Source organism: Frigoribacterium sp. ACAM 257 (assembly GCF_007954365.1).
GTDB lineage: Bacteria > Actinomycetota > Actinomycetes > Actinomycetales > Microbacteriaceae > Frigoribacterium.
The window spans coordinates 300,338-325,639 of the sequence record NZ_VOLO01000002.1 but is presented as its reverse complement, the minus strand read 5'-3'; the positions used below and the strand labels follow the sequence as shown (position 1 = coordinate 325,639).

General features: G+C 74.3%; 23 protein-coding genes. 14 read left to right on the top strand and 9 right to left on the bottom strand.

Translation table 11 applies throughout. The features are described from left to right. The first annotated feature begins 1 nt into the window (after window position 1). From ES689_RS07905 to ES689_RS07880, 6 genes are all read left to right on the top strand, one after another. Window positions 2–871: a flagellin gene (locus ES689_RS07905; protein ID WP_223269479.1), complete on the top strand. Its 870-nt coding sequence runs from the start codon at window positions 2–4 to the stop codon at window positions 869–871. Then, window positions 868–1,260, top strand: a complete 393-nt coding sequence (gene fliW, locus ES689_RS07900) for a flagellar assembly protein FliW (protein WP_146902610.1) — start codon at window positions 868–870, stop codon at window positions 1,258–1,260. The genes ES689_RS07905 and fliW overlap by 4 nt, the downstream gene beginning before the upstream one ends. A gap of 136 nt (window positions 1,261–1,396) precedes the next feature. After that, window positions 1,397–2,644, top strand: coding sequence for a sorbosone dehydrogenase family protein (locus tag ES689_RS07895; protein WP_146902608.1), 1,248 nt, complete (start codon window positions 1,397–1,399; stop codon window positions 2,642–2,644). Window positions 2,645–2,773: 129 nt separating this feature from the next. Then, on the top strand, window positions 2,774–4,051 hold the full coding sequence (locus ES689_RS07890; protein WP_146902606.1) for a tetratricopeptide repeat protein: 1,278 nt from the start codon (window positions 2,774–2,776) through the stop codon (window positions 4,049–4,051). A 207-nt stretch (window positions 4,052–4,258) separates the two neighbouring features. After that, window positions 4,259–4,714 (top strand): SprT-like domain-containing protein, encoded by a 456-nt coding sequence (locus tag ES689_RS07885; RefSeq protein WP_146902604.1) that lies wholly within the window; start codon window positions 4,259–4,261, stop codon window positions 4,712–4,714. Window positions 4,715–5,008: 294 nt separating this feature from the next. Further along, window positions 5,009–5,686 (top strand): CGNR zinc finger domain-containing protein, encoded by a 678-nt coding sequence (locus ES689_RS07880; RefSeq protein WP_146902601.1) that lies wholly within the window; start codon window positions 5,009–5,011, stop codon window positions 5,684–5,686. Window positions 5,687–5,818: 132 nt separating this feature from the next. Here the strand turns inward: ES689_RS07880 and ES689_RS07875 are convergent, their stop codons facing one another. Both ES689_RS07875 and ES689_RS07870 read right to left on the bottom strand, forming a co-directional pair. Next, entirely contained in the window at window positions 5,819–6,124 is a 306-nt protein-coding gene (locus ES689_RS07875) for a DUF427 domain-containing protein (RefSeq protein WP_146902598.1), read from the bottom strand. Between the two features lie 51 nt (window positions 6,125–6,175). After that, window positions 6,176–6,883: a hypothetical protein gene (locus ES689_RS07870; RefSeq protein ID WP_191330288.1), complete on the bottom strand. Its 708-nt coding sequence runs from the start codon at window positions 6,881–6,883 to the stop codon at window positions 6,176–6,178. Between the two features lie 241 nt (window positions 6,884–7,124). On the opposite strand from ES689_RS07870, the gene ES689_RS07865 reads away from it, so the two are divergent. The 3 genes from ES689_RS07865 to ES689_RS07855 all read left to right on the top strand — a co-directional run bounded on the left by ES689_RS07865 (window position 7,125) and on the right by ES689_RS07855 (window position 10,686). Then, window positions 7,125–7,616: a hypothetical protein gene (locus ES689_RS07865; protein ID WP_146902595.1), complete on the top strand. Its 492-nt coding sequence runs from the start codon at window positions 7,125–7,127 to the stop codon at window positions 7,614–7,616. A gap of 181 nt (window positions 7,617–7,797) precedes the next feature. Beyond that, window positions 7,798–8,424, top strand: a complete 627-nt coding sequence (locus ES689_RS07860) for a DUF1684 domain-containing protein (protein WP_146903578.1) — start codon at window positions 7,798–7,800, stop codon at window positions 8,422–8,424. A 393-nt stretch (window positions 8,425–8,817) separates the two neighbouring features. Next, complete coding sequence (locus ES689_RS07855; protein ID WP_146902592.1) at window positions 8,818–10,686, top strand: DEAD/DEAH box helicase; 1,869 nt, start codon at window positions 8,818–8,820, stop codon at window positions 10,684–10,686. Window positions 10,687–10,885: 199 nt separating this feature from the next. Here ES689_RS07855 and ES689_RS07850 read toward each other — a convergent pair whose 3' ends face one another. Together ES689_RS07850 and ES689_RS07845 are read right to left on the bottom strand one after the other, a co-directional pair. Further along, window positions 10,886–11,800, bottom strand: a complete 915-nt coding sequence (locus ES689_RS07850; protein WP_146902589.1) for a hypothetical protein — start codon at window positions 11,798–11,800, stop codon at window positions 10,886–10,888. A gap of 247 nt (window positions 11,801–12,047) precedes the next feature. After that, window positions 12,048–12,605: an NUDIX hydrolase family protein gene (locus ES689_RS07845; protein WP_146902586.1), complete on the bottom strand. Its 558-nt coding sequence runs from the start codon at window positions 12,603–12,605 to the stop codon at window positions 12,048–12,050. A 100-nt stretch (window positions 12,606–12,705) separates the two neighbouring features. Between ES689_RS07845 and ES689_RS07840 the strand changes: the two genes are divergently transcribed. Both ES689_RS07840 and ES689_RS07835 read left to right on the top strand, forming a co-directional pair. Then, the gene (locus tag ES689_RS07840; protein ID WP_146902583.1) at window positions 12,706–13,407 is read left to right on the top strand and encodes an alpha/beta hydrolase; all 702 of its coding nucleotides are present in this window, start codon (window positions 12,706–12,708) and stop codon (window positions 13,405–13,407) included. A gap of 22 nt (window positions 13,408–13,429) precedes the next feature. After that, entirely contained in the window at window positions 13,430–14,107 is a 678-nt protein-coding gene (locus ES689_RS07835) for an SIMPL domain-containing protein (protein WP_146902580.1), read from the top strand. Window positions 14,108–14,265: 158 nt separating this feature from the next. Here ES689_RS07835 and ES689_RS07830 read toward each other — a convergent pair whose 3' ends face one another. Continuing rightward, window positions 14,266–15,399, bottom strand: a complete 1,134-nt coding sequence (locus ES689_RS07830; RefSeq protein ID WP_146902577.1) for a GNAT family N-acetyltransferase — start codon at window positions 15,397–15,399, stop codon at window positions 14,266–14,268. Window positions 15,400–15,596: 197 nt separating this feature from the next. Here ES689_RS07830 and ES689_RS07825 point away from each other — a divergent pair, with 197 nt between their 5' ends. After that, window positions 15,597–16,061, top strand: coding sequence for a DUF1810 domain-containing protein (locus ES689_RS07825; RefSeq protein ID WP_146902573.1), 465 nt, complete (start codon window positions 15,597–15,599; stop codon window positions 16,059–16,061). A 203-nt stretch (window positions 16,062–16,264) separates the two neighbouring features. After that, entirely contained in the window at window positions 16,265–17,116 is an 852-nt protein-coding gene (locus ES689_RS07820) for an SDR family NAD(P)-dependent oxidoreductase (RefSeq protein WP_146902570.1), read from the top strand. A 273-nt stretch (window positions 17,117–17,389) separates the two neighbouring features. On the opposite strand, the gene ES689_RS07815 is transcribed toward ES689_RS07820, so the two are convergent. The 4 genes from ES689_RS07815 to ES689_RS07800 form a co-directional block, all read right to left on the bottom strand. After that, a complete protein-coding gene (locus ES689_RS07815; RefSeq protein ID WP_146902567.1) occupies window positions 17,390–18,283 on the bottom strand; it encodes an SDR family oxidoreductase in 894 nt (297 codons plus the stop codon). 79 nt (window positions 18,284–18,362) lie between these two features. Next, entirely contained in the window at window positions 18,363–19,343 is a 981-nt protein-coding gene (locus tag ES689_RS07810; RefSeq protein ID WP_146902564.1) for an aldo/keto reductase, read from the bottom strand. Between the two features lie 38 nt (window positions 19,344–19,381). Continuing rightward, window positions 19,382–19,603, bottom strand: a complete 222-nt coding sequence (locus ES689_RS07805) for a hypothetical protein (RefSeq protein WP_146902561.1) — start codon at window positions 19,601–19,603, stop codon at window positions 19,382–19,384. Beyond that, complete coding sequence (locus tag ES689_RS07800; protein WP_146902558.1) at window positions 19,600–20,244, bottom strand: FMN-dependent NADH-azoreductase; 645 nt, start codon at window positions 20,242–20,244, stop codon at window positions 19,600–19,602. Before ES689_RS07800 ends, ES689_RS07805 begins: the two co-directional genes overlap by 4 nt. Before the next feature lie 120 nt (window positions 20,245–20,364). Between ES689_RS07800 and ES689_RS07795 the strand changes: the two genes are divergently transcribed. After that, window positions 20,365–25,287, top strand: coding sequence for a DEAD/DEAH box helicase (locus ES689_RS07795; RefSeq protein WP_146902555.1), 4,923 nt, complete (start codon window positions 20,365–20,367; stop codon window positions 25,285–25,287). The last annotated feature ends 15 nt before the right edge of the window (window positions 25,288–25,302 follow it).

The window sequence follows — 25,302 nt, the reverse complement described above, 5'->3', positions numbered from 1 at the left end:
CGTGACGAACCAGATGACGGCGCTGCAGTCGCAGCAGCACCTGCAGGCGGGCTCCGTGCGCCTCGCGCAGGCGCAGGAGCGGGCGACCAGCCTCGACAAGCTGACCCGCCCCTCCGACGACCCCACCGCCACGGCCGAGGCCCTGCGCGTCAAGAGCCTGCAGTCGGCCCACGCCCAGCACACCCGCAACGTCGCCGACGGCGACGGCTGGCTGAGCACGACCGACTCCGCGCTGATCGCCGCCGACTCGCTGATGGCGAAGGTGCGCGAGCTGACGCTCCAGGGCGCCAACGGGGCGCTGTCGCCGAACGCCAAGGAGGCGGTGGCCGTCGAGCTGGAGGGCCTCAAGGCCGACCTGCTGGGCGTCGCCAACACGAGCATCAACGGCCGCAGCGTCTTCGCCGGCACCTCGGACGCCGGGGCGGCCTTCCGCGCCGACTACAGCTGGACCGGCACCCCGGGCTCCAGCGTCACCCGCCGGATCGGGCCGGAGACGACCGTCGCGGTCGACTCGGACGGCTCCGTCGCGTTCGGCACCGGCGCCTCCTCCGTCTTCGCCCTGATCGACGACATCGCGACCAGCCTCCGCACCGGAGGCGACGTCGCGTCCCACCTGACCACCGTCGACGCCCGTGTGTCCGGCCTGCGCAGCGTGCAGTCCGACATGGGCGCGCGCCACGCCCAGCTGCTGAGAGCCGAGGACACCCTGATGGACACGAAGGTCACGCTGGAGTCACAGCGCGCCGGGCTCGAGGACCTCGACCTCGGCCAGGCCGTGCTCGACCTGCAGCTGCAGAACAACTCGTACCAGGCCGCCCTGCAGGTCACCGCGAAGGTGCTGCAGGTCTCGCTGATGGACTTCCTCCGATGAGCACCGTGACCGCCCCCGTGGCGTTCGTCGCGCCTCCCTTCGGGCTCGAGCCGCTCGTCGACTTCGTGCTCGACGAGGTCAAGGGGGCCGCCGGGCTCTTCGCGCTGCGGGCGACGGACGCGTCGGCCGAGGTCCGGCTCTACGTGCTCGACGCGGCCGTGCACCTGCCCGACTACTCGCCGGTGCTGACCGACGAGCAGACGACGGGGCTCGACCTGCACGACGCCGCGGAGGCGCTGCTGCTCGTCGTCGCGACGCCCGCCCCGAGCGGGATGACCGTCAACCTGCTCGCGCCGATCGTCGTCAACACGCGCACGGGCCAGGCCGCACAGCTCATCCTCGAGGGCCAGGACTGGCCGCTCCGCGCAGAGCTCGCCGCCCGCGCCTGAGTCGCTCTCGCAGGTGAGCCTGGCTCACACGTCACGGTCCGGTGTCGGACTCGTCACGGTCGTGCAACGATGCGCCGCACTCGTCGCCCGACCCGCTCCTCCTCGTGTCTGATTGAGACCCGAGGAGGCGCACGACATGACACGAGACAGGCCCCGCCGCCAGCCCGCACGGCCCGTGCGCCCCGTGGTCGCCGCCGCCGTCGGCGCCGCCGTGATCGCCCTGGTGCTCGCCGGCTGCACGGGAGGCGACTCCCCCACGACGGGCTCGACGTCGTCCCGCGCCGCGAGCGACGCGGCCGTGCCCGTCGACGGCGTGCCCGGCCCCGGACCGGTGGCGGCCACCACCGACACCACGGCGGTCCGCGTCGCCCCCGACGCCGAGCCGACCGACGTCGCGACCGGCCTCGAGGCTCCCTGGTCGGTCGTGCGCCTGGACACGGGATCGTCGTTCGTGAGCCTCCGCGACAGCGGCCGCGTGGTCGAGCTCACCGGCGACGGGTCGGTACGAGACGTCGCGACGATCGACGGCGTCGTGCACGAGGGCGAATCGGGCCTGCTCGGGCTCGCCGTCCTGGCCGGGTCGCCGTCGTACCTCTACGCCTACCTCACGACCGCCGACGACAACCGGATAGTCCGGGCCCCGATCACGGGCGAGCCGGGGTCGTACGGCCTCGGCGCCGTGGAGGACGTCTTCACCGGCATCCCCGCAGCCCGGAACCACGACGGCGGCCGCATCGCCTTCGGCCCGGACGGCATGCTCTGGGCCACGACCGGCGACGCCTCCGACGACACGGCAGCACAGGACGAGATCTCGCTCGGCGGCAAGGTGCTGCGGCTCTCCCCGACCGGCGCCGTGCCGAGCGACAACCCGATGCCCGGCTCGCCCGTCTGGAGCCTCGGCCATCGCAACCCGCAGGGCATCGCCTGGGACGCGTGGGGCGGCGGCTGGGTCGCCGAGTTCGGTCAGGACACCTGGGACGAGCTCAACTCCCTCGCGCCGGGCGCGAACTACGGCTGGCCCGAGGTCGAGGGGCGAGGGGCTTCGGGGGCGTCCGGGTCGTCGGGGGCGTCCGGGCAGTTCCTCGACCCGGTGCTGCAGTGGCGCACCGACCAGGCGAGCCCCAGCGGGCTGACGGCGATCGGCTCGACCCTGTTCATGGCCGGGCTGGGCGGCGAGGTGCTGTTCGAGATCCAGGTGCCCGAGACCGGCGACGCGACCTCGACCGAGCGCTTCTCGGGAGACGAGTCGCTGGGGCGCATCCGCGACGTGCTGCCGGGCCCCGACGGGGCCCTCTGGCTCCTGACGAACAACACCGACGGTCGCGGCGACGCCCGGGGCGGTGACGACCGCATCGTCAGCGTGCCGCTCGAGCCGCTCGACTGAGCGACGCGCCGCTCGCCGCTCGCCGCTGGCCGCTCGCCTCGGGCCCGATCGCCCTCGAATTCGAGATGACCGCCGCGGAGCGCGCGCCGCACGGTCCGATCGGGGGCGCTGCGGTTACCCTCGTACTCGATGAGCCAGCACGACTCGAACCCCGGATCCGCGACCGGCAGCACCCGCCCCCGCAGCGTGCCGCCGGGCTCCGACGCGCCCTCGGGCCGCACCTCCCGCCCTGTGCCCGGCGTCGAGCCGATCAGCCTCCGCGTCGCCGTCGACGTGCGGACCGCCGAGGCCCGTCTCGCGGCCCTCGGCCAGAGCCGCAGCACCTCCGCGCTCGGCGAGCGTGCCGACCTGCTGCGCACCCTCGGCCGCCTCGACGAGGCCCTCGCCATCGCCGAGGAGGCGTTCCGCCTCGCCCACTTCACCGGCGACCGGGCCGACTCCACGGCGGCGCGCATCCGTCGTGCACACGTGCTCCGCGAGCAGGGCAAGCTCGAGCGCGCGCTCGGCGACCTGCACACCAGCCGCATCACCGCCTCCACCGAGGAATGGCGCGTGCTCGAGGCCACCGCCGCCGAGCTCGAGGGCTACACGCTCTTCGACCTGGGTCGCCACGACGAGAGCGACGAGGTCCTGGCCGTCGCGCTGACGGCCTACGAGCGGGCGGGTGCCGCTCGCGACCGGCTCGACGCGCTCCGCACCGTCATCGACGGGCTGATGCGAGCTGCCCACGACGCACCGGCGCACGCCCGCGAGACCGGATCGATCACGCCGATCGGCCAGTCCGCGCCGGGTGCCCACGCGGCCGTCGCCTCGCCGCCCGAGGAGGGCGACACGAACCCCACCGGTCTCCCCCGCGTCGAGGGCGGGTCGGCCGCGACCGCTGCTGCGTCTGCGTCTGCAGGGCGCGGCGAACAGGGCGAAGGAGGCGCGCAGCAGTCCCCGACGGCGGCGGACTCGTCCGCCGGCCCGGTCCCCGCGTCCGCGCCCGACGCCTCCCCGGCTGCTCCCGCAGCTCACACCCCTGCTCCGCAGGCTCCCGCACCTCAGGCCCCTGCCCCGATCGAGCCAGCCCTCGCGGCCGCGATGCGGACCGATCCCGGCGACGCGCCCGTCGCCTCCTCGGCGCCTGCCGCCTCCTCGGCGCCTGCCGACCCGTCGGAGCGCGTGCTCGACAAGCCGTCGACCCGGGCCGACACCAGCCTCTGGGGCAAGATCTCGAGCCTGGCCGCGAACGCCGCGGGGCACCGGGACCGCGACGGCGAGCGCGCCGTCGTCGTCGACGCGCCCGCTGTCGACGACGAGGGCGAGCCCCGTCGCGGCACCACCGGGGTCACCGGGGTCACCGGCGCCGTCGACGGGCTGCCGCGCGACGACGAACCGACCACCTGGCCGTTCCCGGCGCGCTGACCTGCGCGTCGATGCTGCACCGCACCTCCTCGTGACGCCTCGGGCGCGCCTCGTGCCGTCGCCCGGTCGGGTTCTCGGCCGCAGAACCTGCTCGAAGGCGACAAGACGACCGGGAACATCGCGTCGCTTCGTCGCTTCCACGTCGCCTCCGTGCGGCGCCGCACTCTTCCCTGGCCGCGCCGCGCCGACGACCGGGAGGCGCTGAGCGTGGCCGACCTCGAGCGGGTGCGGCGCTGGGCCGACGCCCTGATCGCCCTGCACCTCGACCCCGACGTCTGGAGCTTCGCCTTCGACGCGGCCAAGACGCGTGCCGGACTCTGCGACTACGGCAAGAAGCGGATCACCGTCTCGCGGCACCTCGCGGGCAGGTACGAGGACGACGAGATCCACCAGGTGCTGCTGCACGAGGTCGCGCACGCCGTCGCCGGGTCGCGGGCGGGCCACGGTCCGCGCTGGAAGAGCGTCGCCACCGAGCTGGGCTACGTCGGCGGGCGGCTGCACGACGGCGCGATCGCGTCCGAGCTGGCCCCGTGGGTGGGGGTCTGCGCCGCCGGGCACGAGCACTTCCGCTACCGGGAGCCGAAGCGGCCCCTCGCCTGCGGCCGCTGCTCGCGCCGGTACGACCCCGCTCACCTCATCACCTGGACCAAGCGCGCGGTCTGAGGCTCGGGGCCCCGAGGTCGCGCCTTGCGCCCGGCGCCACGTTTCGTTTCTCGCGAATTCGAGAGGGATCCGCCCGTCGGCGACCCAGGGCTCAGACCCGAGGGGAGTCATCTGCCGGATCTCTCTCGCCCTGCTGCCGCCGCCCCGTCGGGCCCGCAGATGCCGACCGCAGCGCTGCGCCACGCCCGGGATGCGCCTCGACACGTGGCGTGTCGCACCTCCTCGGTCGGCATTTGCGGACACGGAAGGCCGAGGAGGCGCGAGCCCGGTCCCGTAACTAGCTAAGGTGGTCAGATGAGCACTGGGCAGTGGCTGCGCTCCGACACCGGCACGCGCTGGTTCTTCGACTCCGGAGCCCTCGCGCTCGACTTCGCGTACCTCGGCGGGTTCCGTGCGGGCTCGCGCCTCGGCCCCGAGTCGGGTCTCGCGCAGCCGACCGACGGCTCGTCGCCCTGGGACGGCCTCCTGCTGCCCGCCGACCTCGACGACTGGCTCGCGGAGCGCTTCCCCGGGATCGGCACCGGCGCCTCCGACCGCGAGCTCGCGGACGCCCGAGGTCTCCGCGACGCGACGGCCCGCCTGGCCGTCGCCGCCGTCGACGGAGCCTCGCCCGACCCCGGCGACGTCGACATGCTCAACTTGTTCGCCGCGACGCCGGACGTGCCTCCCGCACTCGCCGGGGGTCGCCGTCAGGCCGGCGCGGGCCGGCTGCGGCTGGGTCAGGCGCTCGCCTCGGTCGCCCGCGACGGGGTGCGGCTCTTCGACGAGGTGGGGTTCGGCGGCGGGGACGAGTCGCGCCTCCGGCGCTGTGCCAACCCGCTCTGCGGCCTGGTGTACCGCGACGAGTCCCGGGCCCGGAGCCGTCGCTGGTGCTCGATGCAGCGCTGCGGCAACCGCGCGAAGGTCCGCGCGCACCGCGCCAGGCTCGCCGGCGGCGACGCGAACGCCAGCACCAACAGCACCGACGCCTGACTCCTGCTGCTCCTGCTGCTCCTGCTGCCCGGCTCCGTCGAGGGCGGGTCAGAACGGCCGAGGGCGTGTCCGCACGGACCCGCCCTCGACCACTTCGACCCGCCCTCGACACAGAGAGCGCGGCAGCAGTCGCTACTCGACGACCTGCACGTCCTTCCAGAACGCGACGTAGCCCGAGTAGTCCTTGCCGACGCGGTCGAAGGACGCGGGGATCGGGGTCGGGTAGCTCCACGCGCGGTCCTGCAGCAGGGTCTCGCCGTCCTTGACGCTGAAGTACTGCGTGTCGCCCTTCCACGGGCAGTGGTACTGGGTGGGGCTCTCCTCGAAGAGCTCGTCGTTGACGCTCGCCGGCGGGAAGTACCAGTTGCCCTCGATCGAGATCAGCTCGTCCTTCGGGGCCTCGGCCACCACCGTGCCGTCGCTCAGAACTGCCTTCATCGTCCACTCCTTCGATCAGGGGCCCGATCGGCCCGCGTCCTGGTCGGAACGCTACGCCGAGTCGCTCTGTTCCCCGTGCGAGCTGGCCGGTCCGTGCGCCCCCACCGGCTCCGCAGCCAGGGGTGCACGGTGCACCGTCGCCACCGCGACGGGCGCACCGGCGGCGACCAGCGCCTCCTCGCGTCCGGCCTCCACGAGCTCGGCGGCAGACGAGGAGGCGGTGAGCAGGTGGGACTGCGCCCTCCGCAGCGAGACGGCGGCGGCGCACGCGACGGCGGCCTCGGGCGACGAGAAGTCGATGCCGGAGGCGGCGAGCGCGTCGACGACGGCCCCCGCGGCGAGGACGTCCTCGACGGCTGACCGGAACCCGTCGTCGTCGAGCGCGCCCGCGGCGACGACGGCCACGACGGCGCGGTCGCCCCGCTCGGCCTGGCGGTCGAGCACCCGGCGGGCGACGTCGGCCGAGGAGGCGGCCGTCGCGTGCAGCACGATCGCCGCGTCGTCCGCGACGGCCGTGACCGCGTCGAGGACGTCCGCCGTCGAGAGCAGGCCGTGCCCGTCGAGGACGTCCGCCACGACGACGACGTGCGCCCCGGGCGCGATGCGGGCGGCACCGGCCACGCCCTGGTCGAGGCGGACCTGGTACTTGGACTGGTGCGGGGCCCGGGGTGGGTTCTGGTGCCGGGCCTGCTGCGGGGCCTGCTGCCCGGGGGCCTGCTGCCCGGCGGTCTGCTGCGGTGTCGTCTGCGGGATCGTCACCTCCTCAGGGTAGGTCGCGCCGCCTCCTCGGCTCGGTGGGTTGCGCCGCGTTACGCGTTCCTCCCCCACCTCCGGTCTCGCACGAATCAGGAAGTCGCGACCCCCGCCTCCTGAACGGTGCACGACTCAGGGCCGCGAGTCCCCCCGCCGCGCGACTCAGGACCCATGTTCCTGAATGAGGAGAGACGAACGACGACGCCGCGGGGCCCGCCGCCCAGCCCACGGGAGCAGACTCGTCCGCATGCACGTGCAGCTCAAGATCCGACTCGCCTGTCCCGTCGACGCCGCGGCCGACGCCCTGCGCGACCCCGCCGTCATGGTCGCCGTGACGAAGCCGCTGGTGCGCTACCGCTCGCTCGCGCCCGAGGGCTTCCCCGACCGCTGGACCGAGGAGGCGCACCCCGTGACCGCCCACATCCTCGGCCTGCTGCCCCTCGGCGACACGCACGTCGACCTCGACTGGCACGACCGTGACGGCGCCTGGATCCAGCGCGACACCGGGAAGGGCACCGCCGGCCAGTTCTCGCGGATGCGCATCGACCACCGCATGGCCGTGTCGCCGCTCGGCCAGGACGAGACCCTGCTGCGCGACCGCCTGGTCTTCCACGCCGGCCCGATCGGCATCGCGCTCTGGCCCGGGCTCTGGCTCGTCTGGCAGTGGCGCGCGCTCCGGATGCGCGCCCTCGCACCGGGCTGGCGCGCACCCGAGGCGCACCCGCGGCACGCAGGCTGAGGCAGGCAGGTCCGGACCCGGGGCCCCCGAGGCCCCCGAGGTCCCCGAGGTCCCCGAGCCGAGGAGGCGCCCTCCCGGTCCCCGAGGAGGCGGTCCGACTACCGTCGCCCGCGTGACCGACCCGACCCCCACCTCCTCGTCCTCCACTGCCGCAGGCGACGCCGGCGCGGCTGCGCCGCTCGTGCCCGACACCGACTCGGGCCTCGCCCTGGCCGCGTGGCGCCGCACGATCCACGGGCTGTACCGGCAGGTGCGCGAGGCGACCGACCTCGAGGCGGCGCACGACCTGTGGCGGCGCACGCGCGACGAGCTCTTCACGACCAACCCGGTCACGCCGCTGCTCCCCGAGGACAGGCCGCACTTCACCGGCCTGCCGACGAAGCCGTATGACGCCGCGTGGCGCTTCGAGGTGCCGATCCTGCCCGCGGAGCCGCACCGCATGGTCGTCGAGACGGGCACCGACGGCGACGTGCCCTTCGACCGGGTCGGCCGGGTCGAGGTGCCGGGCGTCGGCTCGCTCGACGTCTGGCGGCTGCGCTCGTACGGGGGCGGCCTGTTCGTCCCGGTCGGGGACGCGCTCGCCGGCAAGCCGGGCGGCACCTACGGAGGTGGTCGGTACCTGATCGACTCCGTCAAGGGCGCCGACCTGGGGCCGGGTTCCGAGCCCGGCACGATCGTGCTCGACTTCAACTTCGCCTACAACCCGAGCTGCGCCTACGACCCCGCGTGGGCCTGCCCGCTCGCACAGCCCGGCAACCGCGTCGCCGTCGAGATCCCGGTGGGCGAGCGCTACTCCGGGGCGCACTGAATCCCCCGCCTCGGGGAACCGGTGGGGAGTCCCTCCCCCTGCTGGCGGACACGTGACCGCGGTGCCCGGCCCGCACCTCCTCGCGTTCTGCGACGAGTGCCGCTAAGCTGGGGTCACTTGCGAGTCGGCCCGACCGGCTCCCTGCGTCGTAGCACGCCCCTCCTCGCCTCTCGCCCTGGCACACACCCAGGCACCAGCAGGCGCGCGAAGCTCACTCTGCGGCGAAACGATCGTGCACACCTGCACCGTCGCCACACCTCGAGCCCGGCTACGACAGCCGCTCACCGGCTCTGCACCGCCGTTCTCCGGAACCCCACGACCACGCGTCGGGGCGACCGAGACGCGTGGCCCGCAGCCTCGGCCCGGCTCGACACCTGCCCCTGAAAGGCACGCATGTCACTCATCACCGACTCCCCCGTCGTCCCGGCCGCCGACGCGACCGACGCGCCCGCCGTCTCGTTCGCCTCCCTCGGGGTCCCCGCCCCGATCGTCTCCGCCCTCGCGAAGGACGGCAAGGAGAACGCGTTCCCGATCCAGGTCGACACGCTCCCCGACACCCTCGGCGGACGCGACGTCCTCGGCCGCGGCAAGACCGGCTCGGGCAAGACCCTCGCCTTCTCGATCCCGATGGCCGCGCGCCTCGGCGGCAAGCTCGCCGGCGGCAAGCGCCGCCCGGGCCGCCCGCTCGGCCTCGTGCTCGCCCCGACCCGCGAGCTCGCCACGCAGATCGACGCCGTCCTGGCGCCGATGGCGGCCGCGTACGGCATGAACACCACCACGATCTTCGGCGGCGTCTCGCAGAACCGCCAGGTCCAGGCCCTCAAGTCGGGCGTCGACATCGTCATCGCCTGCCCCGGCCGCCTCGAGGACCTGATGAAGCAGGGCTTCATCAAGCTCGACGCCGTCGAGATCACCGTGCTCGACGAGGCCGACCACATGGCCGACCTGGGCTTCCTGCCCGGCGTCACCCGCATCATGAAGGCCACCCCGAACGACGGCCAGCGCCTGCTCTTCAGCGCGACCCTCGACAACGGCGTGGACAAGCTGGTCAAGCAGTTCCTCCACAACGAGGTGCTGCACTCGGTCGACGAGGCGAACTCGCCCGTCGCCGCGATGACCCACCACGTCTTCGAGACGCCCGACCTCGACAGCAAGAACGCCCTCGTGCAGAAGCTCGCCTCGGGCAAGGGCCGCCGCATCCTCTTCATGCGCACCAAGCACCACGCCAAGAAGCTCGCCAAGAAGCTGACCGAGGCCGGCATCCCCTCGGTCGACCTGCACGGCAACCTGTCGCAGCCGCAGCGCGACCGCAACCTCGCCGCGTTCCAGGACGGCACCGCCCGCGTCCTCGTCGCCACCGACGTCGCCGCCCGCGGCGTGCACGTCGACGACATCGAGCTCGTGATCCACGTCGACCCGCCCACCGAGCACAAGGCGTACCTGCACCGCTCGGGCCGCACCGCCCGTGCCGGAGCCGAGGGAGACGTCGTCACCCTCGTCATCCCCAGCCAGAAGCGCGACGTCGCCCAGCTGATGAAGAAGGCCGACATCAAGCCGACCACCACGGCCGTCACGACCTCCTCCCCCGAGGTCGCGGCGCTCGTCGGCGAGGTCGCCGCGTACGTGAAGCCCCTGCCGAAGTCGGCCGTGCAGCAGCAGCAGGGCGGCAACGGCGGAGGCGGCGGAGGTCGCTCGCAGGGCGCCAACGCCCAGCGCAAGCGCGCCGCCCGCCAGGACAGCACCGGCGCCCCGATCGCGCGTGCCGACCGCTCGGGTCGTCCCGCAGCCGGCGGCGGTCGTGCAGGAGGCGCGGGTCGCGACGGCGGGCCCGCTCGCTCGGGCGGTCGTGACGGAGCGGCCCGTGGCGGACGTGACGGCGGACGCTCACGCGACGCGGCTCCCCGCGGCGGTGCCTCCACGTTCTACTCGACCGAGTCGGGCCGCGGCGCGGTGTCGCCGGTGCGCGACGGCGGTGCTCGCGACGCGGGCGGCCGTGACGGCGCAGCTCGCGACTCCGAGGCTCGCGGCACCCGCCAGCCCGGACGCCGCGCCCAGAGCGACGGCGGCCAGAGCCGCACGAACGCCGTGCGCAACGACCAGGCCGACTTCGCGGCGTCGCAGGGCGAGCGTTCGCGGGGCGGCAGCGGAGGCGGTGGCTCGCGTCGCGCCTCCTCGGACGGCGGACGCCCCGGCGGCCTCAAGGTCGGCGGCCTCGTCGGCGGCAAGCCCCGCAGCGGCGGCGGCCAGCGCGGCGGCCGCTAGGCCCCACGGCACCACCTGCACCCACGCCCCCGGGCGGCGCCCACCGCGCCGCCCGGGGGCGTCGCGCTGCGCCCGCTGCGCGCCCGCGCCGCGCCCCCGAACCCGCACGACACCTCCGGAACCGTTGGTGCAGTGCCGAACAGGGGGTGCACCGCCCGGCGGGGGCCACGCGCTCGGGCGGCGCTCCGGCGGCACCGCCTCAGCAGACGCCCGCGCGGGCGAGCTTCCGGAGGAGCGGCTCGACCGCGAGCGCCTCCGCCCAGCCCCAGCGCACGACGGTGCGGACGCCGGGCAGTGCACGCAGGGCGTCCTCCCGCAGCTTCTCCTCGACGACGACCTGCTCGGCGGTGCGCCCTGCACGCATCGCGGCGTCCCTGTACTTCACCTCTCCGTCGAACTCGCCGATCACCCCGCAGCACGGCCACCAGAAGTCGACGAACCCGACGAGCGACCCCTCGGCCGGCAGACGGGCCTGCAGCTCGGGTCGCGTCAACCCCGCGGAGTGCATCGCAGCGCGGCTGATCGACTCCCCAGGCGACTCGGCTCGCCCGTCGGCGAAAGCCACGGAGGCGGCGGCTCGGCGGCTGCCCTGCGCACGACCGTGCTCGGCGAGGACTCCCTCGAGGTCACCTCGGGAGAACGCGCCGACCGCGAGACCGTGGTCGAGGACGACGGCCCCGCCACGGAGGTCCCGCCGGCGGACGACGTCGACCGCTGCCCGTCGCGGCAGGACCACCGGCAGCCCCTGGACCACGCTGGTCTCGTCGTTCCGCAGGGCCACGGCATGTCGGTGCACGGTCGAGCTGACCTTGGTGCGCGGGCGTCCCCGGGATACGACGTGCACCCGCGTCGGCCATTCGCCCAGCAGCGGGAAGCCCTGCAGCGCCAGGGCCGACTCGTGCGACACGAACGTGTCCGGCCCGAGACGCGGCACGACCGCGTGCACGCGGGCCCCGTGCTGCTCTGCGCGGGTCAGGGCGGCCCACTCGTCGGCGCGGACGTACGCCCCTGCGGTCAGGCGGACGATGCGCCCGCGCCGAGCGTCGCGCTCGAGGGTCGAGCTGTCGCCCCCGTCGGCCACGACCTCCTGCCGGAGGATGAGCAGTCCTGACATGTCACGCACGAGACGAGCATGTCGCAGGCGGTCCTCGGGGCGCGACCCGCGCCTCCTCGGTTGTGGACAAGTCGCCCGCCGCACCCGCGCATTCGAATTGCGCCCTCGCATCCGAATTGCACCCTCGGATCCGCTTGGCACCCTCGGTTCCAGGGGTGCAGCGCTGGTTCAGGGGTGCAGCGATGCCGCCGGGCACGCCACGCAGCGCGGCGCAGCGCGGCGCAGCGCAGCGCGGCGCGGCGCAGCGCTAGTGCAGCGCGCCGACCGAGGCGAGCGCGCTCCGCAGCAGCGCCCCGCGGCCGCCCTCCATCTCGCCGGCGACGTCGTCCGACGCGGCCTGGTGCGGCGTCAGCCAGGTGAGCTCGAGCGCGTCCTGGCGGGGGTCGCAGGTGCCGGTGACGGGCACGACGTAGGCGAGCGACACGGCGTGCTGGCGGGCGTCCGTGTACACCGACGACCCCGGCAGCGGGAAGTACTCGGCGACCTGGAACGGCACCGGCGACGGCGGCAGCTGCGGGAACGCCATCGGCCCGAGGTCCTTCTCCAGGTGGCGGAACAGCGCCGTCCGCAGGCTCTCGCCGTACATCACGCGGCCCGAGACGAGCATCCGCGAGATCGACCCCTCCTCGGAGGCGCGCAGCAGCACCCCGACCTCGGTCACGACGCCCATGCCGTCGGTCCGCACCGGCACGGCCTCGACGTAGAGGATCGGCATGCGCTGCCGGATCGTGTACAGCTCCTCCTCGGACAGCCAGCCCGGGTTGGGGTCGCCGGGCGTGGGGTCGGGGGTCTGGACGGAGCTCATGGCCCCTGTCTACTAGGCCTTCGTCACGGTCGGGTGACGAAACGCTCTCCGAGCCCCGAGGAGGCGCGCGCCCCGTCGACCCGTCTGGCAGGGTCGAGACATGGTCACGATCGATCCCGCCCTCGTCCGCTGGTCCGTCGAGGAGCCCGACCGGGCCGGGCGGCCGCTCGTCGTGCTGCTGCACGGCGTCGGCTCGCACGAGGGCGACCTGATCGGGCTGGCCCCCTACCTGCCGCAGACCGTGGTGCTCGCGTCGCTCCGTGCCCCGCTGCCGCACGGCGACGGCTTCTCGTGGTACCCCCTGAGCACGCCCGGTGCCCCGTCTGCCGGCGCGGTGGACGACGCCGCGGAGGCGGTCCTCACCTGGCTGGACTCGCTCGGCGACGCACACCCCTCGGTCAGCCTGCTGGGCTTCTCGCAGGGCGGGTCGTTGTCGCTGCAGCTGCTGCGGCACGCTCCGCGCCGCTTCGAGTTCGCGGCGGTGCTGGCGGGCTTCGTCGTGCCGACCGCGCCCGACGCGGACCCCGACACCGCGGCCGCGTCCGCCGCTCGCGACGAGGCCCTAGCCGAGGTCCGACCGCCCGTGTTCTACGGTCGGGGCGACGTCGACTCGATCATCCCGGTCGCCGCGGTCGAGCGCACCTCGGCCTGGCTCGACGAGCACGCCGACGCCGAGCAGACCGTCTACCCGGGCCTCGCGCACGGCGTCTCGCAGGAGGAGCTCGTCGACCTGGTCGCCTTCATGTCCCGGGTCACGGCCCCCGCCGTGCTCGACGGCGCGGACGAGGCGCCCGTAGCCTGAGGTCCTCGTCAGAGGAGACACCATGACCACGATCGCCGTCAACGGCTCCGTCGTCCACCGGCACCGTGCCGAGCGCGGGGTCGTCCACCTGTCGCTCGTCGCCGAGGGCACCGACCGCGAGACCGTCGTCGCCGAGGCCGAGGCCCTGCACGCCCGGGTCTCCGAGCAGGCCACGGGGCACCGGCGGCAGGGCGCCGCGACGTGGTGGAGCGCGCAGGACGTGACCGTGGGCCCCGTGGCCGAGCCGCCGCGCTGGGACGCGGACGGCACCTCCTCGGCTCCCGACCCCGACCTGCCCGCCCGCTTCCGGGCGCGCTCGGTCGTCGTCGTGCGGTTCAGCGACTTCGCGGCCCTCTCGTCCTGGGTGTCCGAGCTGGCGCGGGTCGACGGCGTGTCCGTCGACGCTCTCGAGTGGTCGCTCAGCCACGACTCGCGGGCGGAGGCCGAGCGTGCGGCCCGCGTCGCAGCCGTGGCCGACGCGGTCACCCGGGCGGGCGACTACGCCGAGGCCCTCGGGCTGTCGCAGCCGGCGCTCGTCGCCGTCTTCGAGCCCGGTCTGCGTCCGGGAGCGGCGGGCGGCGCCGCCACGTTCGGCCTGGCTCGCGCCGCGATGTCGCCTGCAGGAGGCGGCGGCGGCTTCGACCTCGCCCCCGCCGACATCGAGGTGCACGCCGAGATCAGCGCCGATTTCACGGCGTAGCTCCGGTCCCTGCGCCTCCTCATTCAGGAACTCGAGTCCTGATCCGTGCGGCGCGGGGTCGGATGTTCCTGAACCGTGCACGGATCAGGATGCTCGAGCGCTGAGTTCCTGAATCTCGTTCGAGGCCGAGGCCGAGGCCGAGGCCGAGGCCGGGGCCGCTACAGCTTCGTGCTCCACGCACCCTCGTGCTCGAACGGCACGAAGCCCACGGCCTCGTTCACGTCGAGCATGGGGCGGTTCTCCTCGGCGTTGTAGGTGAACACCGCGGGGTGGCCGGGCCGCTCGGCCTGCAGCAGGTCGGTGGTGGCGACCTTGAGCAGCCAGCCGAGCCGGTGTCCCCGGTGCTCGCGCAGCACGAGGGTGTCCTGCTGGAAGGCCGGGCGCGAGCGGTCGGCCGGTGCCTCGAGCTGGCTGAACCCGACGAGGCGCCCGGAGGCGGCGTGCTCGACGACGGCCGTGAAGCGCGTGCGAGGCCCGGCCAGCGAGCGCTCCTCGGAGTCGCGGAAGCGCTCGGCCGTCCAGACGTCCTCGGGCTCGTCGAGACCGCCCGCCGGGGCGTCCGTGCTCATCCGCGTCTCGAGGTCGGCGAGGTCGTCGATCCAACGCTCGGGCGAGCGCCCGACCCAGGTGTGCAGGCGGTAGGCGTCGCCCGCCGCCGACCGCGCGCGCTCGCGGACCCCCGCCAGCGCCTCCTCGTCCGGGGGCAGCGGCAGCCTGCTGCACCGCACGACCTGGCCGAGCTGCCAGCCGCGCCCGAGCAGGAACTGCACCTCGCCGTTGCCCCGGGGCACCGAGCCGACCCCGGTGGGCGGCAGGAGGCGCGGCTCGCCGTCGCCGCGGGAGCGCACGTACGCGATGAGCTGGGTCCGCCCCTCGGCCCGGGCGAGCTGCTCGAGGTGCTCGACCAGCCGCGTGCCGTGACCTCGACGCCGCGCCCCGGGCAGCACCGAGACGTCGACCCAGGCGGTCGAGGCGGCGTCGCCGTCGCGCCGCGTCTCCCACCAGCCGACCGCGACGAGCCGGCCCTCCTCGCGGACGCCGAACAGCCGGTGGTCGGCGTGCACCGTGTCGAGCAGGTGCGGCAGCTGCTCGTCCGGCAGCCACGCGAGTTCGTCCGAGCCGACCGCGGCGGCGCGCACGGCGTTCTCGAGCTCGACCGCGGCGACGTAGTCGGCGGCGTCGGGCGCGTCGACGGAGGCGGGGACGGAGAGCTGCTCGACGACGGCGGTCGACAGGGGCTCGGGACCGGACTCGCTGGTCGACGCGCTGGGGGACTCGCTGGTGGAGGGCATCGTGGTCTCTCGGGCCGCGGGGGCGTGCGGCGGGGACGCGCCGCCCCGTCCGGGCAGCCGACCAGACTAGCTGGTGCGGCGGCGGGCGCACCAGCCCCTGCTGCTGCCCCGCGCAGCCAGCACCCCGCGTGGCCGACGCTCGATGCCCGACGCCCGACGCCCGACGCCCGACGCCCGTGAGGGCGTAGACCAGGAGCATGACCGACGACGACCTGCTCTCCCGCCACGACCTCGACCGATTCGTCGACGCCCAGGAGGCGGACGGCACCTACGACCACGCGCTGCGGGAGCTGCGCGCCGGCCACAAGCGCGGCCACTGGATGTGGTTCGTGTTCCCGCAGGTGGCGGGGCTGGGCACCAGCGAGACCTCCCGACGCTTCGCCCTCGAGACGGTCGGGGCCGCCCGGGCCTTCCTCGCGCACCCGGTGCTCGGCCCGCGCCTCCTCGACTGCGTCGACGCCCTGCTCGAGCTGCCCGACGGCGAGATCGACGGTGCGGGGGCGCCCTCTGCCGCCGACGTGCTCGGCGACGTCGACGCGATGAAGCTGCACTCGTCGCTGACGCTGTTCGCCCAGGCGGACCCGTCCGAGCAGCGCTTCGCCCGGGCGATCGAGCGGTTCTTCGAGGGGACCCTCGACCCGGCGACGCTCGAGCGACTCTGACGGGTCGGGCGGCAGCGGCGGCACCGCAGATGCCGACCATCCGGCGCAGAATCCGTGCTCTCTGACGGGAAAAGCCCCTATTGGAGGCATCCCGGTCGGCATGTGCGAGGGGAACCGACGCAGGAGGGTGAGGTCGGGGGGCGCAGGAGGTGCGGCGCGGGCCTGCCCAGGCCGCTCCGCACCTCCGTGGGTACGCTCGATCGATGAGCATCGTCATCGCCGGCTGTGGCGACCTGGGCACCGAGACCGGCCTGCGGTTCGCCGCCGAGGGGCACCGCGTCGTGGGTCTGCGCCGTCGACCCGAGGTGCTGCCCGACGCGATCGAGGGCCGCGCCGTCGACCTGCGCACCGAGGTGCCCATGATCGACGACGACGCGACGGTGGTCGTCGTCGCCCTCGCCGCGGGCAGCCGCGACCCCGACGAGTACCGCGCGACGTACGTCGACGGACTGGCGCACGTGCTCGACGGGATCGAGCGCTCGGGGGCCGACCCTCGCCTCCTCGTCGTCTCGTCGACGGCGGTGTACGACGTCGAGGACGGCGGCCTGGTCACCGAGGAGACCCCCGCGAGCGGCGGGACCCCCACCGCCGCGGTGCTCGTGGAGGCGGAGGCGCTGCTGCGGGAACGGGCCCCGCACGCGACGCTCGTGCGGCTGTCCGGCATCTACGGGCCCGGGCGAGAACGGCTGATCGAGCAGGTGCGGAGCGGGTCGGCGACCCTGGCCGAGACTCCCGGCACGTCGCCGCACACGAACCGGATCCACCGGGACGACGCGGCCGCCGCGCTGGTCCACCTCGCCGGGCTCGCGATGGTGGGGCCGGTCTACCTCGGCACCGACGACGAGCCGGCGCGGCTCGACGACGTCCTGGTGTTCCTGGCCGCGAAGCTGGGCGTGCCTGCTCCCCGGCCCGCGCCTCCTGCGGGGCGACAGGCGGGCGGCGACAAGCGTCTCTCGAACGCGCTGCTGCGCGGGACGGGGTTCACGTTCGCGTACCCGACGTTCCGCGAAGGGTACCGGGCCGTTCTCGCGGGCGACGGCACGCGCTGGGCGTAGGGCCGCGGCGGGGCCAGGGACCGGCCCCTGCCCCGGCCTCAGCGCCGGCACCGGCCCCAGCGCCGGGCTCGGGCTCGGGCTCGGGCTCGGGGGCACTCTCGAATTCGAGAGTGATCCGCGCTCCAGGGCTCGAAGGAGGCGGCAGAACGGCCGCCCAGGACAGGATCCGTCTCGGATCTCGTCTCGGATCGCGACAGCACGCCGCCCCGGCGACGGCGAACGACCTGCCCCGCAGCAGCGGGACGGGCCGTCGACGACCTCAGGAGGCGCGGGTCAGTGGATCGGTGTGCCGCCGGTCACCGCGATGGTCTCGCCGCTGATGTAGCTCGACTCCTGGCTCGCGAGGAACACGAACGACGGGGCCAGCTCGACGGGCTGGCCGGGCCGGCCGTAGGCGGCCTCCGACCCGAACGACTCGATCTTCTCGTTCGGCACGAACGCAGGCTGCAGCGGGGTCCAGACGGGGCCGGGGGCGACGCCGTTGACGCGGATGCCGCGCTCGGCGAGCTGCTGGGCCATGGCACGGGTCCAGTTGGCGATGCCGGCCTTCGAGACGGCGTACTCGGCCAGCGAGGGCGACGGCTGGAAGCCCTGGATCGACGAGCAGGTGAGGATCGACGCACCCGGCTTCAGGTGCGGCGACGCCGCCTTCGTCAGCCAGAACAGCGGGTAGATGTTGGCCTTCAGGACGTGGTCGAGCGTCTTCGTCTCGAAGTCGTCGATGCTGTCCACGGTCGGCATGACCCCGGCGATGATCGCCAGGATGTCGATGCCGCCGAGCTCGGCGACGGTCTTCTCGACGACGTCGACGTTGGTCTGCTCGTCCTGCAGGTCTCCGGGCAGCAGCACCGCGGTACGACCGGCCTCGCGGACGAGTGCGGCGACCTCCTCGGCCTGGGCCTGCTCGTCGGCGAGGTAGCTGAGCGCGACGTCCGCACCCTCACGGGCGTAGGCGATGGCGGTGGCACGGCCGATGCCGCTGTCGGCACCGGTGACCAGGGCCTTGCGGCCGGCCAGACGGCCGCTGCCGACGTAGCTGGTCTCGCCGTGGTCGGGCTCGGGCTTCATCGCGTGGACGTCGCCGGGAGCGCCCTGCTGCTGCGGCTCGAAGGGCGGCTGCGGGTACTGCTCGACGGGGTTCTGGGGCGTGTACATGTTGTCGGCCATGACCCCGGTCTACGCCGGGGCCCCCGCGCGCCCGATCAGGTCCCTGTACCCCGAGCGGCGCGGGCTCGCCGGCGGGACGTCACCAGCGGGCGTGCACCACGGCGCGGAAGTGCTCGTCGTAGATGCGCACGACCTCGGAGTCGAGGCCCTCTTCGAGCTCGACGTCGCCGGCCGCCGCGTTGGCCTTCGCCTGGCCGACATTGCGGGCCCCGGGGATGACGGTGCTGACCCCCGGCTGGTCGACGATCCACGCGAGGGCCGCCTGCGGCACGGTGACGCCGTCGGGCACGGCCGCCGCGAACTCCTGTGCGGCGCGGACGCCCCGCTCGAAGTCGACGCCGCTGAAGGTCTCGCCCTGGTCGAAGGCCTCGCCGTGGCGGTTGTAGGTGCGGTGGTCGTTCTCGGCGAAGGTCGTCTCGGCCGTGTACTTGCCCGAGAGCAGCCCGCTGGCGAGGGGCACGCGGGCGATGATGCCGACCCCGGCCCGCTGAGCCGCGGGGAGGACCTCGTCGAGGGGCTTGAGCCGGAACGCGTTGAGGATGATCTGGACGGTGGCGACGCCGGGGCGGGCGATCGCGGTGAGCGCCTGCTGCGCCTCCTCGACGGACACGCCGTAGGAGGCGATCGCCCCGTTCTGCACGAGCTCGTCGAGTGCGTCGTACACGGCGTCGTCGTCGTAGACGGCGGACGGCGGGCAGTGCAGCTGGACGAGGTCGAGGGTGTCGACGCCGAGGTTGCGGCGCGAGCGGTCGGTCCAGGCGATGAAGTTCTCACGCACGTAGTTCGAGGGCACCTGCTCGAGGCGGCGGCCCATCTTCGTCGCGACGGTGAGCGGCACGTCGGGGTTCGCCGTCCGGAATGTGCTGATGATCTTCTCGCTGCGGCCGTCGCCATAGACGTCGGCGGTGTCGAAGAACGTGACACCCGACTCGACGGAGGCGCCGAGCACGTCGAGCGCGTCGCTCTCGCTGACGTCGCCCCAGTCGGCGCCGAGCTGCCAGGTGCCGAGGCCGATGACGGATACTTCGCGGCCGGTGCGGCCCAGGGTTCGACTCTGCATGCTGCGAGCCTAGGCGCAGCCCCCGACAGCGGGGCCGGTCAGCGGCGGGGTCGGCCTGCGCGCCGGTTCACGCGGCGCACGAAAGCGTAGGCGACCGCCACGAGCACGAAGGCGCCGAGCAGCAGCAGGCCGCCCACGCCGGGGCTGCCCTTGGCGAGCGTGACCACGCCGACCACGGCGAGCAGGGCCGAGAGGTAGCCGAGCACCCGTGCGGCGACGACCTGGGCGCGGCGGCCCAGGCGGCCGGCACGGCTGCTCACCCGAGCCGGCGCGCGGCGTCGGCAGCCGCCACCAGGGCCTCGGACAGCTCGCGCTCGGCTCGCTCGCGGGCTCCGTCGGGCATCGGGATCTGCCCGCTCAACGTGAGGTTCACGGCGATCACCTCGACGACCATGCCGAGCGTCGACCCCAGGATCTGCTCGAGCACCGGCACCGCGTGGTCCCAGCCCTCGGTCGGCGATCCGACGTCGTACGACCCGCCCCGGCTGGTCGCGATCAGCAGCGGACGGCCGAGCATCGGCTGCTGGTCGTCGCCGTCGAACGGCGCGGTGACCCCGGGCAAGTGCACGTTGTCGAGCCAGGCCTTGAGGGTCGACGGCACCGTGTAGTTGTAGAGCGGGGCGCCGACGACGACCACGTCGGCGGCCGTGAGCTCGGCGATCAGCTCGGCCTGCAGCGCCTCGGCGGCAGGGTCGGGGGCGGCCCCCGGGAGGCGCAGCCGCGCGGGCCAGTGCAGCGCAGGGTCGCTGAGGTGCGGCAGCTGGTCGACGTGCAGGTCACGGCGCGTCACCGTGTGGTCGTCGTCGAGCGACCGCCAGGCGTCGGCGAAGGAGGCGGTGATCGCGCGCGACCGGCTGGTCGCCGTGTCGGCGGACGAGTCGAGGTGCAGCAGGTTCGGCATGCGCCCACCGTAGCGGCGGCCCCCGACGTCCGGGGCTGCGCCCGGCGCGCTGGACGTCGGCGGGCCCGCCGCACCGCGCTCGGCGCAGTGTCGGTGGTCCGGAGCAGGATGGTCCTCACGATGACCGACATCCTCGAGCGCTTCTCCCCCGCGACCCGCGAGTGGTTCCGGGGCGCGTTCGCGGCGCCCACGCTCGCGCAGCAGGGGGCGTGGCAGGCGATCAGCGAGGGCGACGACGCGCTCGTGATCGCCCCGACTGGCTCGGGCAAGACCCTCGCCTCCTTCCTCTGGTCCATCGACACGCTCGCGAGCGGGCCGCCGCCCGAGGTGAAAGAACACCGCACGCGGGTCCTCTACATCTCGCCGCTCAAGGCCCTCGGCGTCGACGTCGAGCGCAACCTGCGCTCGCCCCTCGTCGGCATCACCCAGACAGCTCGTCGACTCGGCATCGACGCCCCCGAGTTGACCGTGGGGGTGCGGTCGGGCGACACCTCGTCCGGCGACCGCCGCCTCCTGCAGCGCACCCCGCCCGACATCCTGATCACGACGCCCGAGTCGCTCTACCTGATGCTCACGTCGGCGGCGCGCGAGAACCTCAAGGGCGTGCACACCGTCATCGTCGACGAGGTGCACGCGGTCGCCGCCACGAAGCGCGGCGCCCACCTCGCCCTGTCGCTCGAGCGGCTCGACGCGCTGCTCGAGAAGCCCGCGCAGCGCATCGGGCTGTCCGCGACGGTGCGCCCGCCGACCGAGGTGGCCCGGTTCCTCTCCGGCCGCAAGCCCGTCACGATCGTGAACCCACGCTCCGAGAAGACGTTCGACCTGCGTGTCGTCGTGCCCGTCGACGACATGACCGAGCTCGGCACCGCGGCGCCCCTCGAGGGGTCCGCCGCCGGCAGTGCTCCCCAGGGCTCGATCTGGCCGCACGTCGAAGAGGGGATCGTCGACCTCATCCTCGACCACCGTTCGACCATCGTCTTCTCGAACTCGCGCCGGCTCGCCGAGCGGCTCACCGCGCGCCTCAACGACATCTACCTCGAGCGCACCGGCGCCGACGTCGAGACCAGGGCCGCCGCGCTGCAGGCCGCCGACGAGGCGCGGGGCGAGCTGGTGCCCGCAGGTGCGGTCCCCGAGGGCGCGGCCGGCGCCTCCGGCGGCTCCGACCCCATCGACGCCTCCAACGCCTCCACCGTGGTCGACCCCTTCGCGCCGTCCGCACCGGCGAGCCCGCCCCGCAACCCGATGGTGGGAGGCGGCGCACCTGCCCAGCTGATCGGCGGCAGCGGGCAGACCCAGGGCAGCGAGCCGCTGCTCGCGCGGGCGCACCACGGCTCCGTCTCGAAAGACCAGCGGGCCATCATCGAGGACGACCTGAAGAGCGGACGCCTCCGCTGCGTCGTCGCGACCAGCTCGCTCGAGCTCGGCATCGACATGGGCGCGGTCGACCTCGTCGTCCAGGTCGAGTCGCCGCCGTCGGTCGCCAGCGGGCTGCAGCGCGTCGGGCGGGCCGGGCACCAGGTCGGCGAGATCAGCCGGGGCGTGATGTTCCCCAAGCACCGAGCCGACCTGATCCACTCCGCGGTCGCCGCCGAGCGCATGGTGGCGGGCCTGATCGAAGAACTGCGCGTGCCCACGAACCCGCTCGACGTGCTCGCGCAGCAGACGGTCGCCGCCGTCGCGCTCGACGAGATCGACGCCGACGAGTGGTTCGAGACCGTGCGTCGCAGCGCGCCCTTCGCGACCCTGCCGCGCTCGGCCTACGACGCGACGCTCGACCTGCTGAGCGGCAAGTACCCGTCCGACGAGTTCGCCGAGCTGCGCCCGCGCATCGTCTGGGACAGGGTGCACGGCACGCTCACCGGCCGTCCCGGGGCCCAGCGACTCGCCGTCACGAGCGGCGGCACCATCCCCGACCGCGGCCTGTTCGGCGTCTTCATGGTCGGCGAGAAGGCCGCTCGCGTCGGCGAGCTCGACGAAGAGATGGTGTACGAGTCGCGGGTCGGCGACGTCTTCGCGCTCGGCGCGACGAGCTGGCGCATCGAGGACATCACGCACGACCGCGTGCTGGTCTCTCCGGCGTACGGGCAGCCGGGGCGCGTCCCGTTCTGGAAGGGCGACGGCATCGGACGCCCGGCCGAGCTGGGTCGGGCCATCGGCGGCTACATCCGAGAACTCGCGAGCTCCTCGGCGGACGACGCCACCGAGCGGGTCACGCAGGGCGGCCTCGACGAGCGAGCCGCCCGCAACCTGCTCGCCTTCGTCACCGAGCAGCGCGAGGCGACCGGGCACGTGCCCTCCGACACGACCCTCGTCGTCGAGCGCTTCCGCGACGAGCTCGGCGACTGGCGCCTGATCCTGCACTCTCCCTACGGCATGCAGGTCCACGCGCCGTGGGCGCTGGCGATCTCGGCCCGCATCCGCGACCAGCTCGGGGTAGACGGCGGTGCCATGGCGGCCGACGACGGCATCGTGGTGCGGATCCCCGACACCGACGCCGAGCCTCCCGGGTCCGAGCTCTTCCGGTTCGAGGGCGACGACCTCGACGCGATCGTCACGGAGGAGGTGGGCGGCTCCGCCCTGTTCTCCTCCCGCTTCCGCGAGTGCGCGGCCCGCGCTTTGTTGTTGCCCCGCTACAACCCTGGTCGACGGTCGCCGCTCTGGCAGCAGCGCCAGCGGGCGTCCCAGCTGCTCGACGTGGCCCGCAAGTACCCGCAGTTCCCGATCGTGCTCGAGGCCGTGCGCGAGGTCCTGCAAGACGTGTACGACCTGCCCGCCCTGATGAGCCTCACCCGCGAGCTCGAGACCCGCGCCGTGCGCGTCGTCGAGGTCGAGACCGAGGTGCCCTCGCCGTTCGCCCGGTCGCTGCTCTTCGGCTACGTCGCCGCGTTCATGTACGAGGGCGACTCGCCGCTGGCCGAGCGCCGGGCCGCCGCGCTCTCGCTCGACTCGACGCTGCTGCAGGAACTGCTCGGCCGGGCCGAGCTCCGCGAGCTACTCGACGCCGACGTCATCGACCAGCACGAGCTGGAGCTGCAGCGCCTTGCGCCGGACCGTCGCGCCCGCGACATCGAGGGCGTCGTCGACCTGCTGCGCCTGCTCGGGCCGCTGACCACCTCCGAGATCGTCGACCGGAGCTGGCTGGCCACGACCGGGCCCGACGAGGCGACCGAGGGCCGGGTCAAGCTCGAGGCGGCCCTGAACGACCTCGTGCGCTCCAACCGCGTGCTGCGCTTCACCCATGGCGGCACCGACCGCTGGGCCGGCATCGAAGACGCGTCGCGACTTCGCGACGCCCTCGGCGTCGCCCTGCCGATCGGCGTGCCGACGGCCTTCGTCGAGCCGGTCGATGACCCGCTCGGCGACCTCGTCGGCCGCTTCGCGCGCACCCACGCGCCCTTCACGCCGCAGATGGTCGCCGACCGACTCGGGCTCGGCACCGCGGTCGTGCTCGACACGCTGCGCAAGCTGGGGGTGCAGCGGCGGGTCGTCGAGGGCGAGTTCCGACCGCAGCAGCAGGGCAGCGAGTGGTGCGACTCCGAGGTGCTGAAGCGCCTGCGCAGCAGGTCGCTCGCCGCGCTGCGGCACGAGGTCGAGCCGGTCGCGCCCGACACCCTCGGCCGGTTCCTGCCCGCCTGGCAGCACGTCGCCACCGGCACGAAGGGCTCTGGCCTGCGCGGCCTCGACGGCGTGGTCCAGGTCGTCGACCAGCTGAGCGGCGTCGCGCTGCCGGCCTCCGCCTGGGAGACGCTGATCCTGCCCGCGCGCGTCACCGACTACGGCCCCGGCATGCTGGACGAACTGACCGCCACCGGCGAGGTCATCTGGTCGGGCTCCGGCAGCCTGGCCGGCAACGACGGCTGGGTCAGCCTGCACCTCGCCGACGGCGCACAGGTGACGCTGCCCGAGCCGCTCGGCACCGACACCGACGAGCTGCAGCGCGAGGTGCTCGGCGCGCTGGCCGGCGGCGGCGCGTACTTCTTCCGGCAGCTCTCCGACGCCGTGGGCAGCACCGACGACGCGGCTCTCGTGACCGCCATCTGGGACCTCGTCTGGGCAGGTCAGATCACCAACGACACCTTCGCGCCGTTGCGCACCCAGGTGAGCGGCAAGGCGTCCCGCCCCCGCACACCCACGAGGTCGCGATCGTCGTACCGCAGCCGGGGTCGCGTGACGATGCCGCGCCAGGCCGGGCCGCCGACCGTGGGCGGACGCTGGTCCCTGCTGCCGCTGGCCGAGCCCGACGCCACCGTGCGCGCGGCTGCCCAGGCCGAGATCCTGCTCGAGCGCCACGGCGTCGTGACGCGAGGCGCCGTCATGAACGAGGGCGTGCGCGGCGGCTTCTCGACGGTCTACAAGGTGCTGAGCGGATTCGAGGAGACGGGCCGGGCCCGCCGTGGCTACTTCGTCGAGGGGCTGGGCGCCGCTCAGTTCGCGACCGGGCCGACGGTCGACCGACTGAGGTCGTTCGTCCGCGACGAGACCGACCGCCGCGACGACGACGCGCTCGCCTCGGCCGGGCGCGGGCGCGAGATCCCGGTCGTGACCCTGGCCGCGACCGACCCCGCGAACCCCTACGGAGCCGCGCTGCCCTGGCCCGGGCAGCCCGCCGCGGCCGAGGGCACCGCCGGCGACGGCGCCGTGGCTTCGGCGGCGGGGCTGACCCGTCCCGACGGAGCAGGCGGCGTCGCGGACCGGCCGACCACCGGCGCCGGCGCAGGCACGAACACGGGGGCGAGCACGGGCACGTCGAAGAAGACCGGGCACCGTCCGGGCCGCAAGGCCGGCTCGCTCGTCGTGCTCGTCGACGGACGCCTCACCGTCTACGTCGAGCGCGGCGGCAAGACCCTGCTCACCTTCGGCGAGCCCGACGACCGTGAACTGGCGCTGGCGGCGGGCTCGCTCGCGTCGGTCGTGCGCACGAGGCTGGGCAAGCTCGCGGTCGAGCGCGTCGACGGCGAGTTCGTGCTCGGCACGCGGCTCGGCGACGCCCTGCGCGACGCCGGCTTCGCCCCGACCCCGAGCGGCATCCGCCTGCGGTCGTAGGCCGCGCCCACCGCA